18 protein-coding genes and 1 pseudogene are annotated in these 19,177 nt (G+C 61.2%); 14 read left to right on the top strand and 5 right to left on the bottom strand.

Annotation, left to right across the window (positions count from 1 at the left end; all coding sequences use genetic code 11):
• Positions 1-176: 176 nt before the first annotated feature.
• Complete coding sequence (locus BFP93_RS11390; protein ID WP_065893151.1) at positions 177-1,802, bottom strand: methyl-accepting chemotaxis protein; 1,626 nt, start codon at positions 1,800-1,802, stop codon at positions 177-179.
• A 232-nt stretch (positions 1,803-2,034) separates the two neighbouring features.
• On the opposite strand from BFP93_RS11390, the gene BFP93_RS11385 reads away from it, so the two are divergent.
• The 3 genes from BFP93_RS11385 to BFP93_RS11375 are packed head-to-tail and all read left to right on the top strand — an operon-like array spanning position 2,035 to position 4,496.
• Entirely contained in the window at positions 2,035-3,465 is a 1,431-nt protein-coding gene (locus tag BFP93_RS11385) for a nucleobase:cation symporter-2 family protein (protein WP_065893150.1), read from the top strand.
• A 12-nt stretch (positions 3,466-3,477) separates the two neighbouring features.
• A complete protein-coding gene (locus BFP93_RS11380) occupies positions 3,478-3,939 on the top strand; it encodes an LEA type 2 family protein (protein ID WP_065893149.1) in 462 nt (153 codons plus the stop codon).
• A 5-nt stretch (positions 3,940-3,944) separates the two neighbouring features.
• Positions 3,945-4,496 carry a GNAT family N-acetyltransferase gene (locus BFP93_RS11375; RefSeq protein ID WP_065893148.1) on the top strand — a complete coding sequence of 184 codons (552 nt, stop codon included), beginning with the start codon at positions 3,945-3,947 and terminating at the stop codon, positions 4,494-4,496.
• Positions 4,497-4,712: 216 nt separating this feature from the next.
• Here BFP93_RS11375 and BFP93_RS11370 read toward each other — a convergent pair whose 3' ends face one another.
• On the bottom strand, positions 4,713-5,639 hold the full coding sequence (locus tag BFP93_RS11370) for a carbon-nitrogen hydrolase family protein (protein ID WP_065893147.1): 927 nt from the start codon (positions 5,637-5,639) through the stop codon (positions 4,713-4,715).
• A 92-nt stretch (positions 5,640-5,731) separates the two neighbouring features.
• Here BFP93_RS11370 and BFP93_RS11365 point away from each other — a divergent pair, with 92 nt between their 5' ends.
• Complete coding sequence (locus tag BFP93_RS11365) at positions 5,732-6,631, top strand: LysR family transcriptional regulator (RefSeq protein WP_065893270.1); 900 nt, start codon at positions 5,732-5,734, stop codon at positions 6,629-6,631.
• On the opposite strand, the gene BFP93_RS11360 is transcribed toward BFP93_RS11365, so the two are convergent.
• Complete coding sequence (locus BFP93_RS11360) at positions 6,624-6,878, bottom strand: hypothetical protein (RefSeq protein WP_003190904.1); 255 nt, start codon at positions 6,876-6,878, stop codon at positions 6,624-6,626. The two genes, BFP93_RS11365 and BFP93_RS11360, sit on opposite strands and share 8 nt — an antisense overlap.
• A 162-nt stretch (positions 6,879-7,040) precedes the next feature.
• Between BFP93_RS11360 and BFP93_RS11355 the strand changes: the two genes are divergently transcribed.
• On the top strand, positions 7,041-7,361 hold the full coding sequence (locus BFP93_RS11355) for a DUF883 family protein (RefSeq protein WP_065887380.1): 321 nt from the start codon (positions 7,041-7,043) through the stop codon (positions 7,359-7,361).
• 127 nt (positions 7,362-7,488) lie between these two features.
• Here the strand turns inward: BFP93_RS11355 and BFP93_RS11350 are convergent, their stop codons facing one another.
• Positions 7,489-8,520, bottom strand: coding sequence for an Ldh family oxidoreductase (locus BFP93_RS11350; RefSeq protein WP_065893146.1), 1,032 nt, complete (start codon positions 8,518-8,520; stop codon positions 7,489-7,491).
• A 181-nt stretch (positions 8,521-8,701) separates the two neighbouring features.
• On the opposite strand from BFP93_RS11350, the gene BFP93_RS11345 reads away from it, so the two are divergent.
• Both BFP93_RS11345 and BFP93_RS29665 read left to right on the top strand, forming a co-directional pair.
• Positions 8,702-12,295 carry a dermonecrotic toxin domain-containing protein gene (locus tag BFP93_RS11345; RefSeq protein WP_370737787.1) on the top strand — a complete coding sequence of 1,198 codons (3,594 nt, stop codon included), beginning with the start codon at positions 8,702-8,704 and terminating at the stop codon, positions 12,293-12,295.
• The gene (locus BFP93_RS29665; RefSeq protein ID WP_370737786.1) at positions 12,246-13,841 is read left to right on the top strand and encodes a hypothetical protein; all 1,596 of its coding nucleotides are present in this window, start codon (positions 12,246-12,248) and stop codon (positions 13,839-13,841) included. The genes BFP93_RS11345 and BFP93_RS29665 overlap by 50 nt, the downstream gene beginning before the upstream one ends.
• A gap of 20 nt (positions 13,842-13,861) precedes the next feature.
• On the opposite strand, the gene BFP93_RS11340 is transcribed toward BFP93_RS29665, so the two are convergent.
• On the bottom strand, positions 13,862-14,131 hold the full coding sequence (locus BFP93_RS11340) for a PepSY domain-containing protein (RefSeq protein WP_065887383.1): 270 nt from the start codon (positions 14,129-14,131) through the stop codon (positions 13,862-13,864).
• A 149-nt stretch (positions 14,132-14,280) separates the two neighbouring features.
• Between BFP93_RS11340 and BFP93_RS11335 the strand changes: the two genes are divergently transcribed.
• The 7 genes and pseudogenes from BFP93_RS11335 to BFP93_RS27400 form a co-directional block, all read left to right on the top strand.
• On the top strand, positions 14,281-15,276 hold the full coding sequence (locus BFP93_RS11335) for a FecR family protein (protein ID WP_065893145.1): 996 nt from the start codon (positions 14,281-14,283) through the stop codon (positions 15,274-15,276).
• A gap of 300 nt (positions 15,277-15,576) precedes the next feature.
• Positions 15,577-16,032 carry a hypothetical protein gene (locus BFP93_RS11330; RefSeq protein ID WP_065893144.1) on the top strand — a complete coding sequence of 152 codons (456 nt, stop codon included), beginning with the start codon at positions 15,577-15,579 and terminating at the stop codon, positions 16,030-16,032.
• Positions 16,032-16,583 (top strand): adhesin, encoded by a 552-nt coding sequence (locus BFP93_RS11325; protein WP_065893143.1) that lies wholly within the window; start codon positions 16,032-16,034, stop codon positions 16,581-16,583. The genes BFP93_RS11330 and BFP93_RS11325 overlap by 1 nt, the downstream gene beginning before the upstream one ends.
• 69 nt (positions 16,584-16,652) lie before the next feature.
• Complete coding sequence (locus tag BFP93_RS11320; protein ID WP_065887387.1) at positions 16,653-17,390, top strand: hypothetical protein; 738 nt, start codon at positions 16,653-16,655, stop codon at positions 17,388-17,390.
• A 61-nt stretch (positions 17,391-17,451) separates the two neighbouring features.
• Positions 17,452-18,132, top strand: a complete 681-nt coding sequence (locus BFP93_RS11315) for a C39 family peptidase (protein WP_065893142.1) — start codon at positions 17,452-17,454, stop codon at positions 18,130-18,132.
• A gap of 37 nt (positions 18,133-18,169) precedes the next feature.
• Positions 18,170-18,913: a hypothetical protein gene (locus tag BFP93_RS11310; RefSeq protein WP_065893141.1), complete on the top strand. Its 744-nt coding sequence runs from the start codon at positions 18,170-18,172 to the stop codon at positions 18,911-18,913.
• A 49-nt stretch (positions 18,914-18,962) separates the two neighbouring features.
• Positions 18,963-19,177 (top strand): annotated as a pseudogene (locus tag BFP93_RS27400) (hypothetical protein); the annotation flags it as partial.

Below are 19,177 nucleotides of genomic sequence, written 5' to 3'. Positions count from 1 at the left end.
GGCTAACCCGGCGTCCTGCCGGGTTGCCCACGGATTCAAGCCTGCGTTCGGCCAGCGTGGTTTAACGGGGCGCCTAAGATCAAGATCAAGAGCGGCTCGCTTCGCATCGTGGTTACGGTTGGCGCTACTGAGTTGTGTAGACAGCCCCCTCCCCCATTTGAACCGTATTTCAGATTTTAGATAACGAACCGGGCCACCATCGCGTTCAGATCCACCGCCAAGCGTGACAGCTCATGGCTGGCCGCACTCGTTTGATTGGCGCCCGCCGCCGATTGTGTCGCCAGGTCGCGGATATTCACCAGGTTGCGATCCACCTCGCGCGACACCTGGGCCTGCTCTTCGGACGCGCTGGCGATCACCAGGTTGCGTTCGTTGATCAGGCTGATCGACTGGGTGATCTGCTCCAGTGCAACACCGGCGGCACGGGCCATTTCCAGGGTACTTTGGGTGCGCTGGTTGCTCTGCTGCATCGATTGCACGGCTTCACCGGTGCCGTTCTGGATGCCGGCGACCATTTTTTCGATTTCCTGGGTCGACTGGGCCGTGCGATGAGCCAGTGCGCGCACCTCGTCGGCCACCACCGCAAAGCCACGCCCGGCTTCACCGGCGCGTGCCGCTTCGATCGCGGCGTTGAGCGCCAGCAGGTTGGTCTGCTCGGCAATCGCGCGGATCACGTCGAGGACCTTGCCGATGTCCCGCCCTTGCGCCGCCAGCCCTTCGATCATGGCCGCCGTGTTTTGCACGTCCTGGGTCATGGTCTGGATCGCGCCGACCGTCTCGACGACCCGGTCGCGGCCTTCCCGTGCGGCCTGGTTGGATTGGCCGGAGGCTTCGGAGGTGGACACCGCGTTGCGCGCCACCTCTTCCACCGCCGCAGTCATCTCATTGACCGCCGTGGCCGCCTGGTCGATTTCATTGTTCTGTTGCTGCAAGCCTTTGGAGGCTTCCTCGGTGACAGCGCTCAGTTCTTCGGCAGCCGACGCCAACTGCGTGGCCGAGCCTGCAATGTGCTGGATGGTCTGGCGCAGGTTGGCCTGCATGGTCGACAAGGCACTGATCAGCCGCGCCGGTTCGTCCTTGCCATCGTCTTCGATAGCCGTCGTCAGGTTGCCGCCGGCGATACTTTCAGCCGCTTGCACGGCCTTGCGCAACGGCGCGACGATGCTGCGGGTCAGCAGCCAGGCCAGCAACACCGTGAGCAACGCAGCGGCCACCGACACCAGGATGACGCCGGTAATGGCCACTTCGTAGCTGTGTTCTGCCTGGGTATCGGCGGCCTTGGCACCGGCGGCGTTGAGCGCGATCAGTTTGTTCAACTGCTCGCCCATCTGGTCGGTGCCGTCTTTGATACGGCTGTTGATCAGCGCGCGCATTTCATCGACCTTGTCTTGTTTGGACAAGGCAATCATGTCGGCTTGCGCCTTGAAATAGTTGTCCAGGGTGGTCGCAAATGCCTTGTACAACACCGTCTCCTCGGCACCTGCCGGCAGCGAGGCGTAATGGGTCTGCGCCGCCTTGACCTTGTCGACCAGCACGCCGATGCGGGTTTCGGCTTCCTGCAGGGCGACCGGCTCACGGTTGACCAGCACGCGAAAGGACAGGATGCGCATGCGCAACACGTTTTCCGTCATTTGCCCCAGGTACGTCACGCTGGGCAACTGATTGGTGCTCATGTCCAACGAAGCCTGGCGCATCAGGGTCATGCGGTCGACTGCAAATACCCCCAGGATGACCACCAGAACGGCGATGAAGGCAAACCCGAGAAAGGCGCGAGGGGCGATATTCAGATGACGGAGGGACATAGGGCTGCTCTCAGAAAGGGTGTTTGCGCGCACCCCTGCCGCGAAACGATCGGTCAGCGACAATGCGCTGCCAGACTTTGGCCACCGTTGTTGTTATTGATAGGTGGACCTATAAGAACTATCGGCACGCCCGAGGGTTTTATGCAGGGGTTTCATAAATATTTTTTTACACTTCAGGCAATCCGCCGTTTCTGGCATCCTGCGCCTCCATTTTCCGACCCGAGCCCTCATTTTGTCTGACGCTCAAGCCCCTCGCCCGCGCTATAAATCCGACCTGATCTACGGCCTGGAAGACCGTCCGCACTTCACTGCGGCGGTGTTTGCCGCCCTGCAGCATGTGCTGGCGAGCTTCGTCGGCATCATCACCCCGACCCTGATCGTCGGTGGCGTGTTGGGCCTGGAAAGTGAAGTGCCGTATCTGGTGAGCATGGCGCTGTTCGTCTCGGGGCTCGGCACCTTCGTGCAGGCACGCACGTTCGGCCCCATCGGCTCGGGCCTGTTGTGCCTGCAGGGCACCAGCTTTTCCTTTATCAGCGTGATTTTGAGCGCCGGGTTCATGGTCAAGGCTCGCGGCGGCGGTACCGATGAGATTCTTTCGACGATCTTTGGCATCTGCTTTTTCGCAGCCTTTATCGAAGTGGTGCTCAGCCAGTTCATCGGCAAGTTGCGCAAGCTGATTACCCCGGTGGTCACCGGCACCATCATCACCTTGATGGGGTTGTCGTTGATCAAGGTCGCGGTGACCGACATGGCCGGCGGTTTCGGCGCCAGCGACCTGGGCGCGGCGAGCAATATGGGCCTGGCGGCGCTGGTGCTGCTGACCATCGTGGTGCTCAACCGCTTCGACAACCCGTTCCTGCGCCTGGGCTCGATCGTGATCGGCCTGACCCTGGGTTTTGTCGTGGCCTGGTGGCTGGGCCGCGTCGACATGGCCGCCCTGCCCCAGGTGCCGCTGATCAGCGTGCCGGTGCCGTTCAAGTACGGCTTCTCGTTCGACTGGGTGGCGTTCATCCCGGTGGCGGTGATCTTCCTGATTTCGCCCCTGGAAGCCGCCGGTGACCTGACCGCCAACTCGATGATTTCCCAGCAGCCGGTCAAAGGCCCGCGGTATATCAAGCGCATCAAGTCCGGCCTGCTCGCCGACGGCCTCAACTCGGCGATGGCGGCCACCTTCAATAGCCTGCCGATGGTGACCTTCGCCCAGAACAACGGCGTGATCCAACTGACCGGCGTGGCCAGCCGCTACGTGGCCTACTTCATCGCCGGCCTGCTGGTGCTGCTGGGGCTGTTCCCGATGATCGGCGCGGTGCTGCAACTGATGCCCAAACCGGTGCTGGGCGGCGCGACCCTGATCATGTTTGGCACCGTGGCCGTGGCCGGCATCAAGATCCTCGCCGAAGCCGGGTTGCACCGACGCAACGTACTGATCGTGGCGATTTCCCTGGGGATGGGCCTGGGCGTTGCGGCCGTGCCCGAAGTGCTGCGCGACTTGCCCAAGGCGCTGCATAACATCTTTGAGTCGCCGATCACCGTGGGGGCGTTCTGTGCCATCCTGCTGAACATTTTCCTGCCCGAAGCGTTCATAGAGCTGGAAGAAGATGAATTCGATCCGGAGTCCTCGACCCTCAAGGTCATGCAGGACCCGGACGTTACGAAACAGTAGGAGCACGTTCAGATGCGCAAGCTCATGGTGGTATCGGTGTTGTTGCTGACCTTGAGCGCCTGCGCGCTGTTGCCCCAGCGCGATCCGGTCAACATCAACGTGGTCGGCATCGAACCGCTGCAAAGCCAGGATTTGGAAGTGCGCTTCGCCGTCAAACTGCGGGTGCAAAACCCCAATGAAACGGCGATCGACTACAACGGCGTGGCGCTGGGCCTGGAAGTCAATGGCCGGCCGCTGGCGTCCGGGGTGAGTGATCAGGCGGGCAGCATCCCGCGTTTCTCCGAGACGGTGCTGATGGTGCCAGTGAGTGTTTCGGCGTTTTCGGTGTTGCGCCAGACCCTGGGCCTGAGCCAGACCCAGAGCCTGAATAACCTGCCGTATGTACTGCGCGGCAAGCTGGCGGGTGGGTTGTTTGGGACCATGCGCTTTGTCGAGCGCGGCACCCTGGATTTGCCCAACACCGCAACCTGGTGACCCTCATGCAACCGACGCTATTGACCCAACGCCTGATCCTGCGCCCGCTGGTACTGGACGATGCCGAGGCGATCCAGCAACAATTTGCCCATTGGGAAGTGGTGCGCTATCTCAATGCCATGGTGCCCTGGCCCTACCCGGCCGATGGCGCGCGCCGCTATCTTGAGGAACTTGCCCTGCCCGCCATGGCTCGCGGTGAGCAGTGGCACTGGTCGATTTGTCTTAGAAGCGCGCCTGAACAGTTGATCGGCAACATCAATCTGACGGACGAGCAGGATGACAATCGCGGCTTCTGGCTGGGCCCGCAGTGGCAGGGGCAAGGGTTTATGTCCGAGGCCAGTGCCGCCGTGACCGACTATTGGTTCAGCGTACTTGAGCGCCCCGTGCTGCGCGCGCCCAAGGCGGCGCCAAACCTGGGGTCACGGCGAATTTCCGAGCGTACGGGCATGCGTCTGGTCAGGACGGATGAGGGTAAATTCGTCGCCGGCACGCTCCCACGGGAGATCTGGGAGATCACTCGCCAAGAGTGGCTGAAATCCCAATCCCCCAAACCCTGAAAATCAAATGTGGGAGGGGGCTTGCCCCCGATTACGGTCAGTCAAGCGTACGCCGCCCTCTGTAGGAGCGAGCTTGCTCGCGAAAAACGTCAACGATAACGTGTGCCTCCTGAATGAACGCGGTGCCTGTGAGTTTTTCGCGAGCAAGCTCGCTCCTACAAAAAGCCTTAACTGACTGGCATTAAGCCAAGCCCCCTCCCACATTTTTAACCGCGTTTAGTCAGTGATAGAGCGCACGCCCGGCTTGGCGCGCTCGTCCACCGTCAACTCAAAAATATCCGGCCTGGCGTAGTGCCCCACCACGTCATAGTCATAGCGTGCCCGCACCAACTCATCGGTATCGATCCGCGCCGTCAACAGCCCCGCTTCACCCACCAGCGGCCCGGCAAGGATGTCGCCCATCGGCCCGACGATCACGCTGCCACCGGCAATCAACGGACGATCCGCCGGCCAGTTGGCAACCTCCACGCCCAACGCCTCGGGCGAGGCCTGCACCTGGCAGGCGCTTACCACAAAGCAGCGCCCTTCATGGGCCACGTGGCGCATGCTCACCTGCCACATCTCGCGTTCATCCACGGTGGGCGCGCACCACACCTGTACACCCTTGGCGTACATCGCGGTGCGCAACAGCGGCATCATGTTTTCCCAGCACACTGCGCCGCCAATGCGCCCTACCGCAGTGTCGACTACCGGTAAGGTGGAGCCATCGCCCTTGCCCCAGATCAGTCGTTCGGTGCCGGTAGGCATCAGCTTGCGGTGCTTGGCAACCAGGCCGCCCGACGGCTCGAAATACAACACGGTGCAATACAAGGTGCTGCCACTGCGCTCGATCACGCCGAGCACCAGGCTGGCACCGGTGCGCGCCGATAACCCGGCCAGCGCCTCGGTCTCGACACCCGGCACATCGATGGCATTGGCAAAATACCGCGCAAAGGCTTCACGGCCCTCGGGCAGGCGGTAACCCAGTTGCGTGCCAAACCCTTCGCCCTTGGGATAGCCGCCGAGCAAGGCCTCGGGCATTACCACCAGTTGCGCGCCGCTGCGCTGAATCTGCTCTTCATAGCTCAGTATCTGTTTGAGGGTTTCGGCCTTGCCGCCCGGCAGCGAGCCAATTTGTAAAGCAGCCACAGTAGAAACAGGCATCACAGTCACTCCAAGTCGGTGGGGGTTGCCCATTCTCCGGCCAGGCTTGATCATGAATAAAGCCCACCTCAGTGCTAAATGATATGAGCCAGATAAATATCGCAGACGTCGACTTGAACCTGCTCAAGACCTTTGAAGCCCTGCATGACGAGTCCAGCGCCAGCCGCGCAGCGTTGCGCCTGGGGGTCACCCAGTCGGCCATCAGCGCCGGCCTGCGGCGTTTGCGCGAGTTGTACGGCGATCAGTTATTTGTGCGCACAGGACGTGGACTGGCACCCACGACACGCGCCAATCAGTTGAAACCGGTGATCAGCGAAGCACTGGACCGCTGCCGGCAAAGCCTGGCGATGATCAACCCGCAGAGCCCGAACTATCAGGGCCGCTCCGTGGTGCTGGGGCTGTCGGACGACTTTGAGATTGCCTACGGCCGTCGACTGATGGACAGCGTCGCACAGCGCCTGCCGAAACTGCGGGTCATTTTCCGCCAGACCCACAGCCAGATTGTCGCCGACGGCCTGCTCGACCGTAGCCTGGACCTGGCCATCACCGCCGGCGGTTTTGCCGAGCGGCGCCTGAGTCGGCAAGTGCTCGGCGAAGGTGACTATCGCTGCCTGGTGGACCCGGACAGCCTGGCGCCCGGCCAACAACAGATCGACCTGACGGAGTTCGTCGCGCGTGAGCATGTGCTGGTGTCGTCGGGCGGGTTTATCGGCATTACCGATGAGGGTTTGGCGGCGCGCGGCTTGCGCCGCCAGGTGTGCGCGTCCACCAGCCACTTTGCCGCGCTGGCGTTTCTGCTCAAGGGCAGCATGGCGGTGGCGACGATCCCCGGGCATGCCGCCGAGGCCATCGCCCGCCTGACCGGCTTGCGCGTATTGCCCTGCCCGCTGGCGCTGCCGCGCTACCCGGTGGAACTGGGCTGGCGCACCCAGGCCCAGCTTGACCCTATGCTGTTGAAGGTGCGTGAGGCGATCGAGGCGAGCTTTATTTAGCCGCTGCCATCAGCTTGTTGACTTCACTGCGCACCATGTTGGAAAACTCCGGCGGCGACATGCCGTCAAGTTCGGCACGCACCCATTCGGCCCATTTGCCCTTGCGCTTGGCGCGCTCACCGAACAACCGCGCGGCTTCGCCCTTGGCCTTGCCCAGGTTGGTTTGCCACAGGTCGTAGAGACGGGACTTTTCATCTTCCAGCTCGGCGCGTTCGGCGAGGGTCTTGTTGGCGAGATTGAAGCTCATGTTGAATTACCTGCTGCACAAATAGGGAACATCTTACACTGAAGGTCCAAAGGACCCGATTTGGATTTTGCCGCAAATGGGCGGCCGGCAAAATAACTGCAACTTTTGCCGGCGCCCGATACTCCATTGTTCACTGTCACATTCACTTGCAAGGAGTCACACATGGCCCGCAAAACCGCCGCCCAATCCGTCGAAGATCAAATCAAGGACCAAGCCTTCAGCGAACTGACTGCGCTGATCGAAGAATCCGACAAACTGCTCAAAAGCAGCGCGTCCCTGGTGGGTGAGGAAGGTGAAACCCTGCGTGAGCAGGTTGCCATCAAACTCAAGCAAGCCCTGGACTCCGTGTCCAATGTGCGTGAGCGCAGCAAGCCGGTCGTGGATGCCACAGAGACTTACATCGGTGGCCACCCATGGCAGACCGTGGCCATTTCCGCAGGCTTTGGCCTGGTGGTTGGCCTGCTGCTCGGTCGCCGTAACTGACCGGTACGGGTTGCGCTGATTCAAAGCTGGAACGCGGTATAAATGTGGGAGGGGGCTTGCCCCCTCCCACATTGAGTTTCATTGTTCGCTGAATCCTATATATCTGCCGGCACCCTCGCCCCCGTGTTCAATCCCCCGCCCATTCCTGAAGCTGGTTCAGCTCCTGCACTGGCAGTTCTAAGCCTGTTTCCAGCGATTTTGCCCGTGCGCGATGGCGCCGATCCCCCGGTAACCGCCGCAACCCCACCGCATGCATCTGCCGCACCAGTTCATGGCTGCGCTCGGCAAAGCTTTGCCCGGCGGTCTTGCTCGGATCGATCACGATCAGTAACTGTCCGGTCCAGGGCGTACGCGCGCCCGGATGGTCGGCCCAGTTGAATTCAAAAGAAAAATGGCCGCCTGTCAGCGCTGCCGCCAGCAACTCGACCATCATCGACAACGCCGAACCCTTGTGCCCGCCAAATGGCAACAGCGCGCCGCCCTCGAGAATCGCTTTCGGGTCCTGGGTCGGCTGGCCCAGGCTGTCCACGCCCATGCCCGGCGGCAGACGTTCACCGTTGCGCGCGGCAATTTGCACATCACCGTGGGCGATGGCACTGGTGGCCAGGTCGAACACAATCGGCGCGCCGCCTGCCTGGGGCGCCGCGAACGCGATGGGGTTGGTGCCGAAGAGCGGCCGGTCGGCCCCGTGGGGTACCACGCACGTCATGCTGTTGACCATGCTGAGCGCCACCAGCCCTTCTTCGGCGAACGGTTCGACATCCGGCCATAACGCGGCAAAGTGATGGGAATTATGGATCGCCAGCAACGCAATGCCGGCGCTGCGGGCCTTGCTCACCAGCAGCGCACGCGCGGCCGCCAGGGCCGGCTGGGCAAACCCATTGCCGGCATCGACCCGTACGAAGCCTGACGCCACATCGCTGACCGTGGGCACGGCAGCGCCGTTGACCCAGCCGCTGGCCAGGGTCGACAGGTACCCCGGGATGCGAAAGATACCGTGGCTGTGGGCGCCATCACGTTCGGCGCTGGCGCAGTTGTGTGCAAGGATCGCCGCCACTTCCGGCGAGGTGCCGTGCCTGACGAAGATGCGCTGGAGCAATCCCACCAATTCAGTGAAGCTGATAAAGGCTGTGACAACGGTCGCAGACTGCGCAGGCATTTGAAGCTCCGTTTTTATGATTGGAAGGGGCAACGAATGGACATCCAGACCGTCGATTAAACACCACCCACGACGCTTGCTGTCAACTGACGGCGAGACTCAGGCTTGACTCAATAGTTACCCCCCGCCCGCCACGGCTGCCCGCCTACCCTGTGTGACCCTATTCACGCTGGAGACAGGCATGACCCGCGTCACCCCGCCGTATTTTTTTGACGAATTCCTGCTGCCCGTCAATCGCTCGACCCTGAGCGAACGCGAACGCGGCCTGGGGCTCACCGTCAAGGACCTGGAATGGCTGCACGGCATGTATTACGCCAGTGACGCCAGCCGCCAGGATACGCGCCTGCAACGCCACCCCATGCGCGTCGAAAGGCTGTTGATCAACCGGGTGGGCCACGCGGCGATCGTGCTCGCCGGCGCGTTTGCGATGAGCCCGAGCCCGGACGGGGCCAAGGCCCTGCTGTACACGCCCTACGGCGGTATCCAGGTGTTTGACAGCCACGCCGCGCTGCTCACAGAGCTCAGCCAGACGCTTGCCGATTCGCTGCAGCGCGTGGCGTTGCTCAGCTTCCTGTCGATCGCGCAGCGCAACAGCCTGTCGGCAGACAGCGTCTTTACACTCACCACCTCGCCGGTGCCGGGAGCGGTCATGGACGACCAGGAGCAAGCCCTGCAGGCCTGCCAACGGGAAAACGTGCAAGCGATGCTTGAGCACTTGCAGAAAACCCCGACCCTCTCGGACATGCTCGACACACTGCTCGGGATCATGGCGCACGCTGATTTCCCCGGCCTGGATCAACGCGAAACGCGGGTAAACTGCTTTATCCAAGGCCCGACGGACACCGACCGCCGCTGGATTGACTCCCTGGCGCTGCGTGAAGCGTTCCTGCAGTTTTATGTGAAACATGCCTGGCCTGCGGGGCAAACCCGCGAATTCATCAACCCCAAACATGTCACTGCCGACTTCACCCCGACCCGGCTGGAGCAAGACCGCGAGCATTGGGAAACGCTCATCGAGCAGACCTCCGGCACGCTGTCCAAACTGCTCGAGAGCCTGCTGCAGACCTACTGGAACGAAGACATCGACAGCGGCACCTCACGCCTTGATCTGTTCGCGCAGGTAATGGCGGACAAGTTCCGCCTCGACGTGCTGCTCAAACGCCAGGCCGGCATCCTCAGTGCCGACGAAAGCCACGTGCTCCAGGCCCTGTTCCTCAGCGACCAGGGCGCTCGCAGCGCCTACGCCGCCGACTTGAGCGTGGAGAAAGTGCGTATCCATGCGCCCTACCAGCACTACGTGGAACTGGCCAGCACCCTGATGCTGCATCAAAGCCACGCCTACCTCTACACCCAGTCCCGTGGTGTGCAGGTGCTCCAGGACCTGGATGACCTTAAAGACGCACTGCTGACCATGCTCACGGCGGCCGGACACGAAGACGAACTGCTCAATTTCCTGTCCCTGGACGAGCGCAACACCTTTATCGGTCTGGACTCGATCAACGTTGCCGCACGTCCAGTCTCCGGGCATGTGTTCAGCGACATGCTCGAAGACATCGTCGCCAAGCAGACCAGTAATATGAACCATGCCCTGGGCCTGTATCGCAGCAGCGCCGGCCAGGTGGACCTGGATGCCTTGCTCGATTACGCCCTGGACATCCGCACCATGCTCGACAGCCGCCTGGCCGACCTGGACACCCATGGGCGCTGGACGATACATCCCGTCAGCAGCGGCAATGGCCGTCCGTCCACCGTGCAGGCCGAGCGCGCCAAGCTGCACCAGCAGCGCCTGCGAGCTGTCGAGGAAGGCCTGAACAGCGAACGCCTGAACCACCCGACATTGCGCAGCATGGTCACCCTGGCCCTGAACACGGAACTGCAGACGCGCCAACTGGACCTCAAGGCCGATGACGTCTTTATCAATACCTACGCCTCCAGTGCCCAGCAGCGCGAAGAGCGCCTGCCCGTGTCGTCCCTGAACATGGTTGAACACTTCATCGAGCGCCTGGGCCAGGCGAGCAAGCCGCTTCCCGTGTCGTCCAGGACGGGCTTCTACGAAAGGCGCAACCAGGGGGTTGCGCTGAAGCTCAATAACCTCACCCTCAAAACCTTCAATGACACGATCGAACGGGTGTTGAAGGTTTTTGCCGGCCATGAGCTGCGTGACCTGCCGCGCCTGTTCCTGGACAACAACCGCGACAAGCACGCGCATTCGATGCTGCTGGGCTTGCGCAGCGAGGCTGAACTGCGGTTGCTGGGTAAAACCCTGACGGGCCAAAGCCATGCCATTCTCGATACGGTACTGCGCAGCGACAGCCTGGTGCGCCTGACCCGGCATGGGGTCAACGGGTTTCTGCCGGATGCCTATGCGCTGGCGTTGCACCAGGGCACGTCCGACGCGCTGCTGCCGCTGGCCAATCTGTTTGTACTGACCGAGCGTGGCGGCCTTGACCCGGCGCGTTCGGGCCAGGCGCTCTTATGGACGCCACGGCGTGGCCATGAAGTGTTTTCATCGGTCTCGGCCCTGCGCGACTCCATTGCCCAGCGCCTGGCGCATCCGGTCAAACGGCTGACGCTGCTGGAGAATCTGCGCTTGTCCCAGCGCGTGCCCCATCAGGTGTATCGCCTGGCGGCGCTGCAACGCATTGACGATAACCTGCTGGACAATCGCCTGAAGAGCTACGACGAGCAAGTCATCGACGCAGTCGATCATCTACTGGCCATGGACTTGCCGGCGCGCGCCGTACAGGACCGCCTGGATGCGCTCCTGCAAATCCCCGCGCCTACCAACCTGGCACGGGCCAGGGCGCTGGCCGACGCAATGATCACCCAGCAACTGCTGCCGGTGTGGCTGGCAATGGCCCCTGCCCAAGAGCAGATTTACCATGCCGAACTGCTTGAGCAATACCGCAACAGCGCCCCGCAAGAGGAGGACTACCTCCATGGCCTCCCGACCCTTCGCGAGCACACTTTTTCCGCCCTGGAAAAGCTCCTGAAGGCACGCTTTCCCGAGCACACCATCAGCCCCGACGACGTGCTGATTCCCGTGCACCAGGCCCTGGATATCCATACCTGCAGCTTGACCGACTTCGCCTTGCGCCACTGGCCGGACCTGAACAAGCAGGCCATTGTGCCGCGTTCGCGCACCGCCACACCGCTGCCCGACACCCTGGATGCCAAGACAGTGATCCAGATGGTGCGCCAGTTGGACGTGAAATCGGTCTACCAGCAGCTGTTGCAAACCGCGCTGGACACCCGCACAGAGGCTGCGCGCCAACGTCGGCGGCGGTTCTGCCGGCAATTGCCCTGGCAGGTGCTGCAATACGCCCACGAGCACCATCTGCAGGAACGCCTGTCGACCCAGGCCCTGGGCTGGGTGCAGCAGGCGTTCGATATGCCTGACGCCCTGGCGCGTGCGGCGCTGGAGGGCGCGTCGGTGCTGTTTCGGCCCGTGGAACTGGTGGCGACTGCGGGTGCCACGGCCGCCAAGGTACTGGGCATGTACCTGATCAGCGCGCCGGATAAAGAGGCCGGCGCCGTGGTGTTGTACGCGCCCTACAGTGAAAACCATGTGCTCAAGCACTACGATAATGAACAAGCGCTGCTCGATGAGCTGGAACGACCTGGAGCACTGCAGGACTGGGTCATCCAGCACCTGGAAGATCCGCACCAGGCCGTTTACCGCGACTTGCTGCTGAACAACCGGCATCGCCCCTCGGATATTCGCCTTGCCTCCGTCTGCCATAACCGGCAATCTGCTGCAGTATCTGTTCAGTGAGAACACGCTGATCCTGCTGAACATGTTCGCCTGCCAATTCAAGGAAGGCGCCCAGACGCTATGGGATAAAGCGGTCGACCTGTTCGGCAAGGGCATTGCCATGGCGGTGCACTTCATGGCGGGCAAACTCGCCTATCCGCTGGTGGTGTGGCGCAGCTACACGCTGGTCAAGCGCTCAGCGGAGGCGCTGCAAGTGCACCAGTGGCGCGCCGCGATGAAGGACTTCATCCTGGCCGTGGTGCAAATGGCCGCGCTGTACAGCGAGCTCGACGGCAGCGAAACCGCGCCGCCCGATAACGCTGACATCGTCGACCTGCCCCAGGACAACCTCCCCACGGCCACCGCCCCAGGCCTGCGGGACGTCACTGCCATTTCGCGCACACGGCTGCAGCGCTTCGAGGATCATGACGTCGCCCTGGAGAACCTGGAGCTGACTACCTCCACCCATGTTTACGAGGACCCGGCGAGCGCCAGGACGTATGTACCGCTGGCAGGCAAAGTGTATGCGGTGACGAAAACCAAGGAGCACTGGCGCCTCGGCAATAACGATCAGCAGGGCCCCTACGTGGGTCGCCATTCAAATGGCCAGTGGGTGTTGGACCTGAGCCTGCACAAACCCCGCTTCGGCCAGGCCTGGACGCGTCAGAAAACGCAACGGGCGCAGCGGCGCGAGATCAATATTGAAGCGCGAGGCATAAGGGCGATTGCCGCCGTCTCCAGTTGGAAAGCCCAGGCCATCGACGAAGCGTTGAACGTGGCGACTTACTATGCCGTCAACTGCAAGCGCAACATCCGCCATTTTGCACAGCTGATCACCCCTGATAGCCGAGTGGGTCTGTTTTTATGCGACCTGTTCGGCACCATCAACCTGGCACCGGACCAGGTAAGGAAAATCGAGACCCTCATCGACGGAATACTCGATGAATTGAGTGACCCGACCTTGATCGGCCCTGACTCAATGCGCCTGGTCAGCGGCGAAAGCCTGATGGACCCCATGAATGATTACGCGATGGTGCTCATCGATGACAGTGAACGCAAAGTGTTTCTGTTCGAACGTTTCTTCGATCCGAATCTGGCTGAATACGCCAACATCCTGAATGCCCCCTTCGATATATTCGCTCACGCCAGGGCTTCTACGCTGATTCATGAACTGACGCATTTACGGTTCAAGACCGAAGACATTGCCTACCTGCGGAGCATGGAACCCTTCCGCGACCTGATCGATACCGCAAAGCCTGGCGCTCAGGCAGTGAAAACCCGCCAGGATGACTTGCAAACGACCGCACTGTCCACGCTGACGCCGGCCCGAATGCTGTTCAAGACATGGGATGACATCTCCAATACCTGGGAAGATTACGGCGTTTTCACCACTACCCACTACCTCAAGCGCAAAGTCCTGGGGATTACTGGCGCAAAGACCCTGAATGAGGCACGTCAGGTGTTCATGAGCAATATCGACAAACGCATCGACGTCATTCTCACCAACGCCGATTCGGTCACTTACCTGATTACGCATCTGGGGCGCATGCTGGATGTGGGGGCCTGAACAGGCCCCCAGCGGGCGGATCAGTCCTTCTGATCTCGCAGGACATTGCCCGACATGCCGTCGATGCGAGCCTCGTAGACGGTGCCGTCGGATTTGCGGCCCTTGACTTCCCAATAGCCGTTATCGTCGGCTTCGGCGGCATAAACTTCGGTATACCCAGCCTTGGTCTTGGCCACCTCAATGGCTTTTTCAATGGTGATCCAGCCCGCTCCCGGCTTGTCGGCCAGGGCAGCGCCGGCACTCAGCAAAGCGGTGGTGGCACACAGGGCAGCTAAGGTTTTCTTCAACATGTTTAGTACTCCATGGTTGACGACAGGTTAATTCCTGAATTTTTAGGCGCGCTCAAACAAGAATAAGTTCCAATTGATGTGCAATCGCCATGCTGCTGTTCTCGCCGTGTGCTTCAGAGAGTTAGAATGCGGGAAATCAGGATGAGTCAATGAGCGAACAGTCCCTTTCAGAAGCCGAGTACGACGCCATTACCGACGCCGCCGCGCATTGGTGCATGCGCCTGCATGCCGAGGATTGCTCGGCCGCTGAGCGCCAGGCGTTTGAACAATGGCACGACGCTCACCCGCTGCATGCGTTCGAATACGCGGCGATGCTGGAAGTCTGGGACGTGGCCGATCATCTGCCGCGCAACACACCGGCGCCGGTGGTGTTGCCGTTCAAACCGCGCAAGCGCTGGCGCACCTACGCGGTCGCCGCCGCCCTGTGCCTGGGTGCCTTGCCACTGGCCGCCTTGACCGGCTGGGAAGCCGGCTGGCTGCCCAGCGCCTATAAACACTACGAAGCAACCAATGGCTTGCGCAAGATCACCCTTGCTGATGGCAGCCAGGTGGAATTGAACCTGGGCACCGAACTGGTCTATAGCGATTACAAGGACCGGCGTCAGGCCAGCTTGAAAAAGGGCGAGGCGTTTTTCAAGGTCGCCCATGACAGCAATCACCCCTTTGTCGTGCAGGCTGGCGAGGGGCAGGTGCGCGTGACGGGCACCCAGTTCAATGTCTGGACGTATGCCGACCAGGTACGGGTGATGTTGCTTGAAGGTTCGGTGCAGATCGCCAGCGACTCGGTGCATGGCAGCGTGCCGCTGACCCCGGGGATGCAGGCCAGTTACCAACGGGGCGACGCCACCCCGCGCGTGGCGGCGATCAAACCCGACGACACGGCCCTGGCATGGCGCACGGGCAAACTGGTGCTCGACAACCTGGCCCTGGCCGATGCGCTGCCGCTGATCAACCGCTACCTGGACAAACCCGTAATGCTGGCGGACGCAGGCACCGGGAGCATTCGCATCGGCGGTATTTATAACCTCAGTGAGGTCAATAACCTCATCCCCTCCCTGCCCAAGGTATTACCGGTCTACCTGACCCAGAATCAGGACGGCAACCCGGTACTCAACTCCATTCCGCGTAAAACCCCCAAAGGCTGAGCCTGCGCCTGCCGCGTGACCTGTCCATTTTTGAAACACCCAACTGTCTTGAATCGCCCGGCGGGGACGGATTCATCGTTTTGTCATGGACACTGTTTCATCACTGATACAGCTGGCACGAGCGACCGGGCCTACGACGCCGGGCCAGGACTGTTTCAGGGTTGAAACAGCACAACCGACGAAACCGTCGGTGAAAACTATAACCTGCTGAATCCAAAGTAAAAACAAAAACCGGCACGCCTTCTGCTCTGTCCCCTACAACGCTGTTTAGGGTCAGCGTGAATAATAAGGATTGCCACCGTGAACACATTCACTCATGCCTCGATAAACGCACTGCTGATCAGTTGCGTGCTCAGTGCAGGTGTCAGCCTGCCGAGCCAGGCGGGTGACGGCGTGATCGTGACGGGGCGCGCCGTACAAGGGCATATGTACGGGCGCACCTCGCTCCCGGACCCCTACCCCAACACGGCCAACGCCAACCCCAGCAAAGAAGTGATCAGTGCCATGTCCGGCGAACTCAGCGACCGTGACATCGGCGGCATCAGCAGCGGCTCGAGCCTTGCGCGCTCGGTGCAGCCCAACGGCAATCTGTCCGGCCTGGGCGCCACGCACACCGGCATGTCGACCCTGGGCAGCGGCGCTGCCGCCGGCCATGGCGCCGGCGCCGGCAACGCAATGGGTGGGCAGATCAGCGATTCGATCCAGCGCGGCATGGCCCCCTTGAACAATCTCGGCAGCATGATGGGGGGCAAGTGATGAGGCACTTCCTGTTGATAGTCGCCCTGCTGGGCAGCGCAACGGCCCTGGCTGACAACACCGCCGTGATCAATGGCAGCGGCAAACAGTACGAGGGTGTCTTGTCGATCAACCAGGCCGCCGGCAATCAACAGCAAATGTCCAACAGCCGCGCGATTGTCCTCGGTGGCCAGGCCACCACCGCCAATATCCAGAAGCTCGACGGCAACGTCGACCCGTCCCTGAACGCCAAGGCGGCGATCCTGGGCACCTCCTTTACCAACGGCAACGGCGTACTGGGCATCAATCAGTCGGCCGGAGCCAATAACCAATCGATCAATGCGGTGCGGATCAGCCTGAACCCTGGCCCGCAAAGCATCGATGACAGCGTCCTGTTGCAACAGAACACGACGACGCTGGCAAGCGACTCAGGGTCCACCTCCACCACTGGCAGCCGCCAGGTCGTCACCAGCGACCAGGCCTTCACAGGCAGCCGAGGAGTGATTCAGGTGAACCAGAGTGCCGGGGTGGGGAACCGAGTGGCTAACACCCTGGGCATCACTATCAAGTAAGCGCTTGATAGACCTTAGTTAGACCGTACCAACACTTAACCCAACTAATTAGAAGCAAGGAGAAACACCATGAAACCTCAAATGGCGCTCAAACCACTGGTTTTCGCTCTCGCCGCGCTCATGGCTGCCGCTGCTCAAGCGGGTGGTGGCTGGCACCCAGCCCCTCAACCTACTGGCACCGTCGCCTCCGTGGTCACCGATGTGCAAAAAAGCCAGGGCAACAAATTCGAGGACAGCAACACCGAAAACAACGCCTCGGCCGACAACTCGGTGACCGGCAACAGCGGTAACGTGGGCGTCAACGTACAGTCGGGCTCCGGCAACCAGGCGGATAACGCCGGTGCCATCTCCAGTGCCAAAGGCGACTTTGCCACCGTGTTCGCCGTGATCGATGTGGATCAAGCCAGCACCAATAACAACTTCGTCAACAAAGGCACGCAAAACAACGCGTCCCTGGACGGCTCCGTCAACGGCAACTCCGGCAACGTGGGTTACAACGGCCAGGCCGGTCAAGGCAACGAAGGTAAAAACAACCTGGCAATCACCACCGCTGACGGCAAGAACATCGCCGCCGCCTCCAACACCGAGCAGAACTCGCTCAACAACAGCTACCTCAATACCGCCGTCAGCAGCTATGGCTACGGCAAGCCTCAATACGTGTCCAACAACTCCAGCCTCGACAACTCGGTTAACCGCAACTCCGGCAACGTGGGTGTAAACCTGCAATCGGGCGCGGGCAACCAGGGCAGCAACAGCCTGTCGATCGGTCAAGGTTGCAGCGTCTGCTCCAGCGGCGTGCGTTTCTGATCCAACGGGGCCTTGGCAACAAGGCCCTTTCTTATTCCAGTGTCCAGCAGGTCAGTCGATCATGCGCTTCGCGACCCTCACCCTCCTGATGTTGCTCACCGGCCCCACTTGGGCAGGCACCATGGCGATCTCCGCCATGCCCGGCGGTGCGGTGATTTTCAAGAAGGTCGAGAGCATCCGTGAACGCCGGTTCGCCAACCTGGTGGAACAGAAAACCGATTTCAGCTGTGGTGCTGCGGCACTCGCTACCATCCTGCGCCAGGCCTATTGGCTGGACGTCGACGAAGACCACCTCATCAAGGGCATGCTGGTCAATGCCGACCAGGACCTGGTGCGTACCCAGGGTTTTTCCATGCTGGACATGAAGCGCTACCTCGAAAGCATCGGCATGCGCGCCCGGGGCTACAAGATCGCCCCGGACACCCTGGTCACCGTGAAAATCCCGGTGGTGGTGTTGCTGGAAATCCGGGGCTACAAGCACTTCGTGGTGATGCAACGGGCCGACAAGGACTGGGTGTATGTCGGCGATCCGGTGCTGGGGCACAAGCGCTATTCGCGGGATGACTTCGTCAAGGGCTGGAATGGCATCGTGTTCGCCGTATTGGGTGAAGGCTACGACAAGGCCAACATCCTGCTCGACCCGCCTGCCCCCCTGACCGCCAAGAACCAGCTGAACGAGTTCCGGCCCGTAGGCGACGCCGAACTGATGGATTTCGGTTTTATCCAGAGCGACTTCTTCTAGAAGCGCAATAAGGGGCAGGACGCTCCAGGAGCAAAAGATGAACACTTCCCGTTGGCTGACGGTTTTGTGTCTGGCAGCCTCGATGCCCGCTTATGCTTCATCGGGCTTCAAACCGATCGAACTCAAGGACGCGGAAATGGCCGAGCTGCGTGGCCGCTATGTGATGCCGGGGCGAATCATCAGCTTCGGCATTGTCATGAGCAGCACCTGGACCAATGCGGTCGGCGACAGCATTACCGGCAAGGCCAGCATGCAGTTGGACAAGACCACCATCACCCCACAGTTCTACGTGCAAACCACGGGTGCGGCGGGTTCCGGAACGCCCACTGCCGGCGGCGGTAACGTGATCGGCGGAGCCGGCCTGACCAGCGGCCAGGGCGTGACCCAAAGCGTGCGCGCCGCCGGTGATGGCAACACCGCCAACAACCATGTCGGCATCAACGTCACTCAGGACGGCTTTGCCCCTGCCAACGCCGTGCAGTCCGGTCAGGTACTCGTGGCCGGTGGCACCGTCACCGGCGACAGCAAGGCCGGTCAAGTCAGCGTGTCGGCCAACAATGGCGGCCTGCAAATGGCGATCCAGGCCAACCACAACCAGGGCAACAGCCTGCAGCAGATCGGCGGCGGGAATGTGCTGCAAGGCACGGTTTTGACCGGCAATAGCAACTTCGTCAACAACATGACCCAACTCAACGTGGTAATGAACAATAACGGTTTGAACAACGGCGCATTGAACTGCAATCTGGACCAGCTAAAAGGCCTACGCACGCTCGGTTATTGAACTACGCTGACCCTCGACACTTACGCATTGGAAAAGGACGGCTTCTTTCATGCATCGATCGTTATCGCTCCGCGCGGTGATCTGTTTAAGTACGCTCTTGCCCGCATCCGTGCTGTATGCCGCGCCGGATGCCGATATCGAAACCCTCAAGCGGGAACTCCTGGAACTCAAGCAACGCTACGACGTGCAGCAAAAGGCCTTGGCCGTGCTGGAACAACGTGTACGCCAGGTGGAAGATCAACCGGCCACGCCGGCCCCCAGGCG

The sequence above is a fragment of the Pseudomonas sp. 44 R 15 genome, from assembly GCF_900004965.1.
Taxonomy (GTDB): Bacteria; Pseudomonadota; Gammaproteobacteria; order Pseudomonadales; family Pseudomonadaceae; genus Aquipseudomonas; species Aquipseudomonas orientalis_A.
This window is presented reverse-complemented; position numbering and strand designations above follow the sequence as displayed.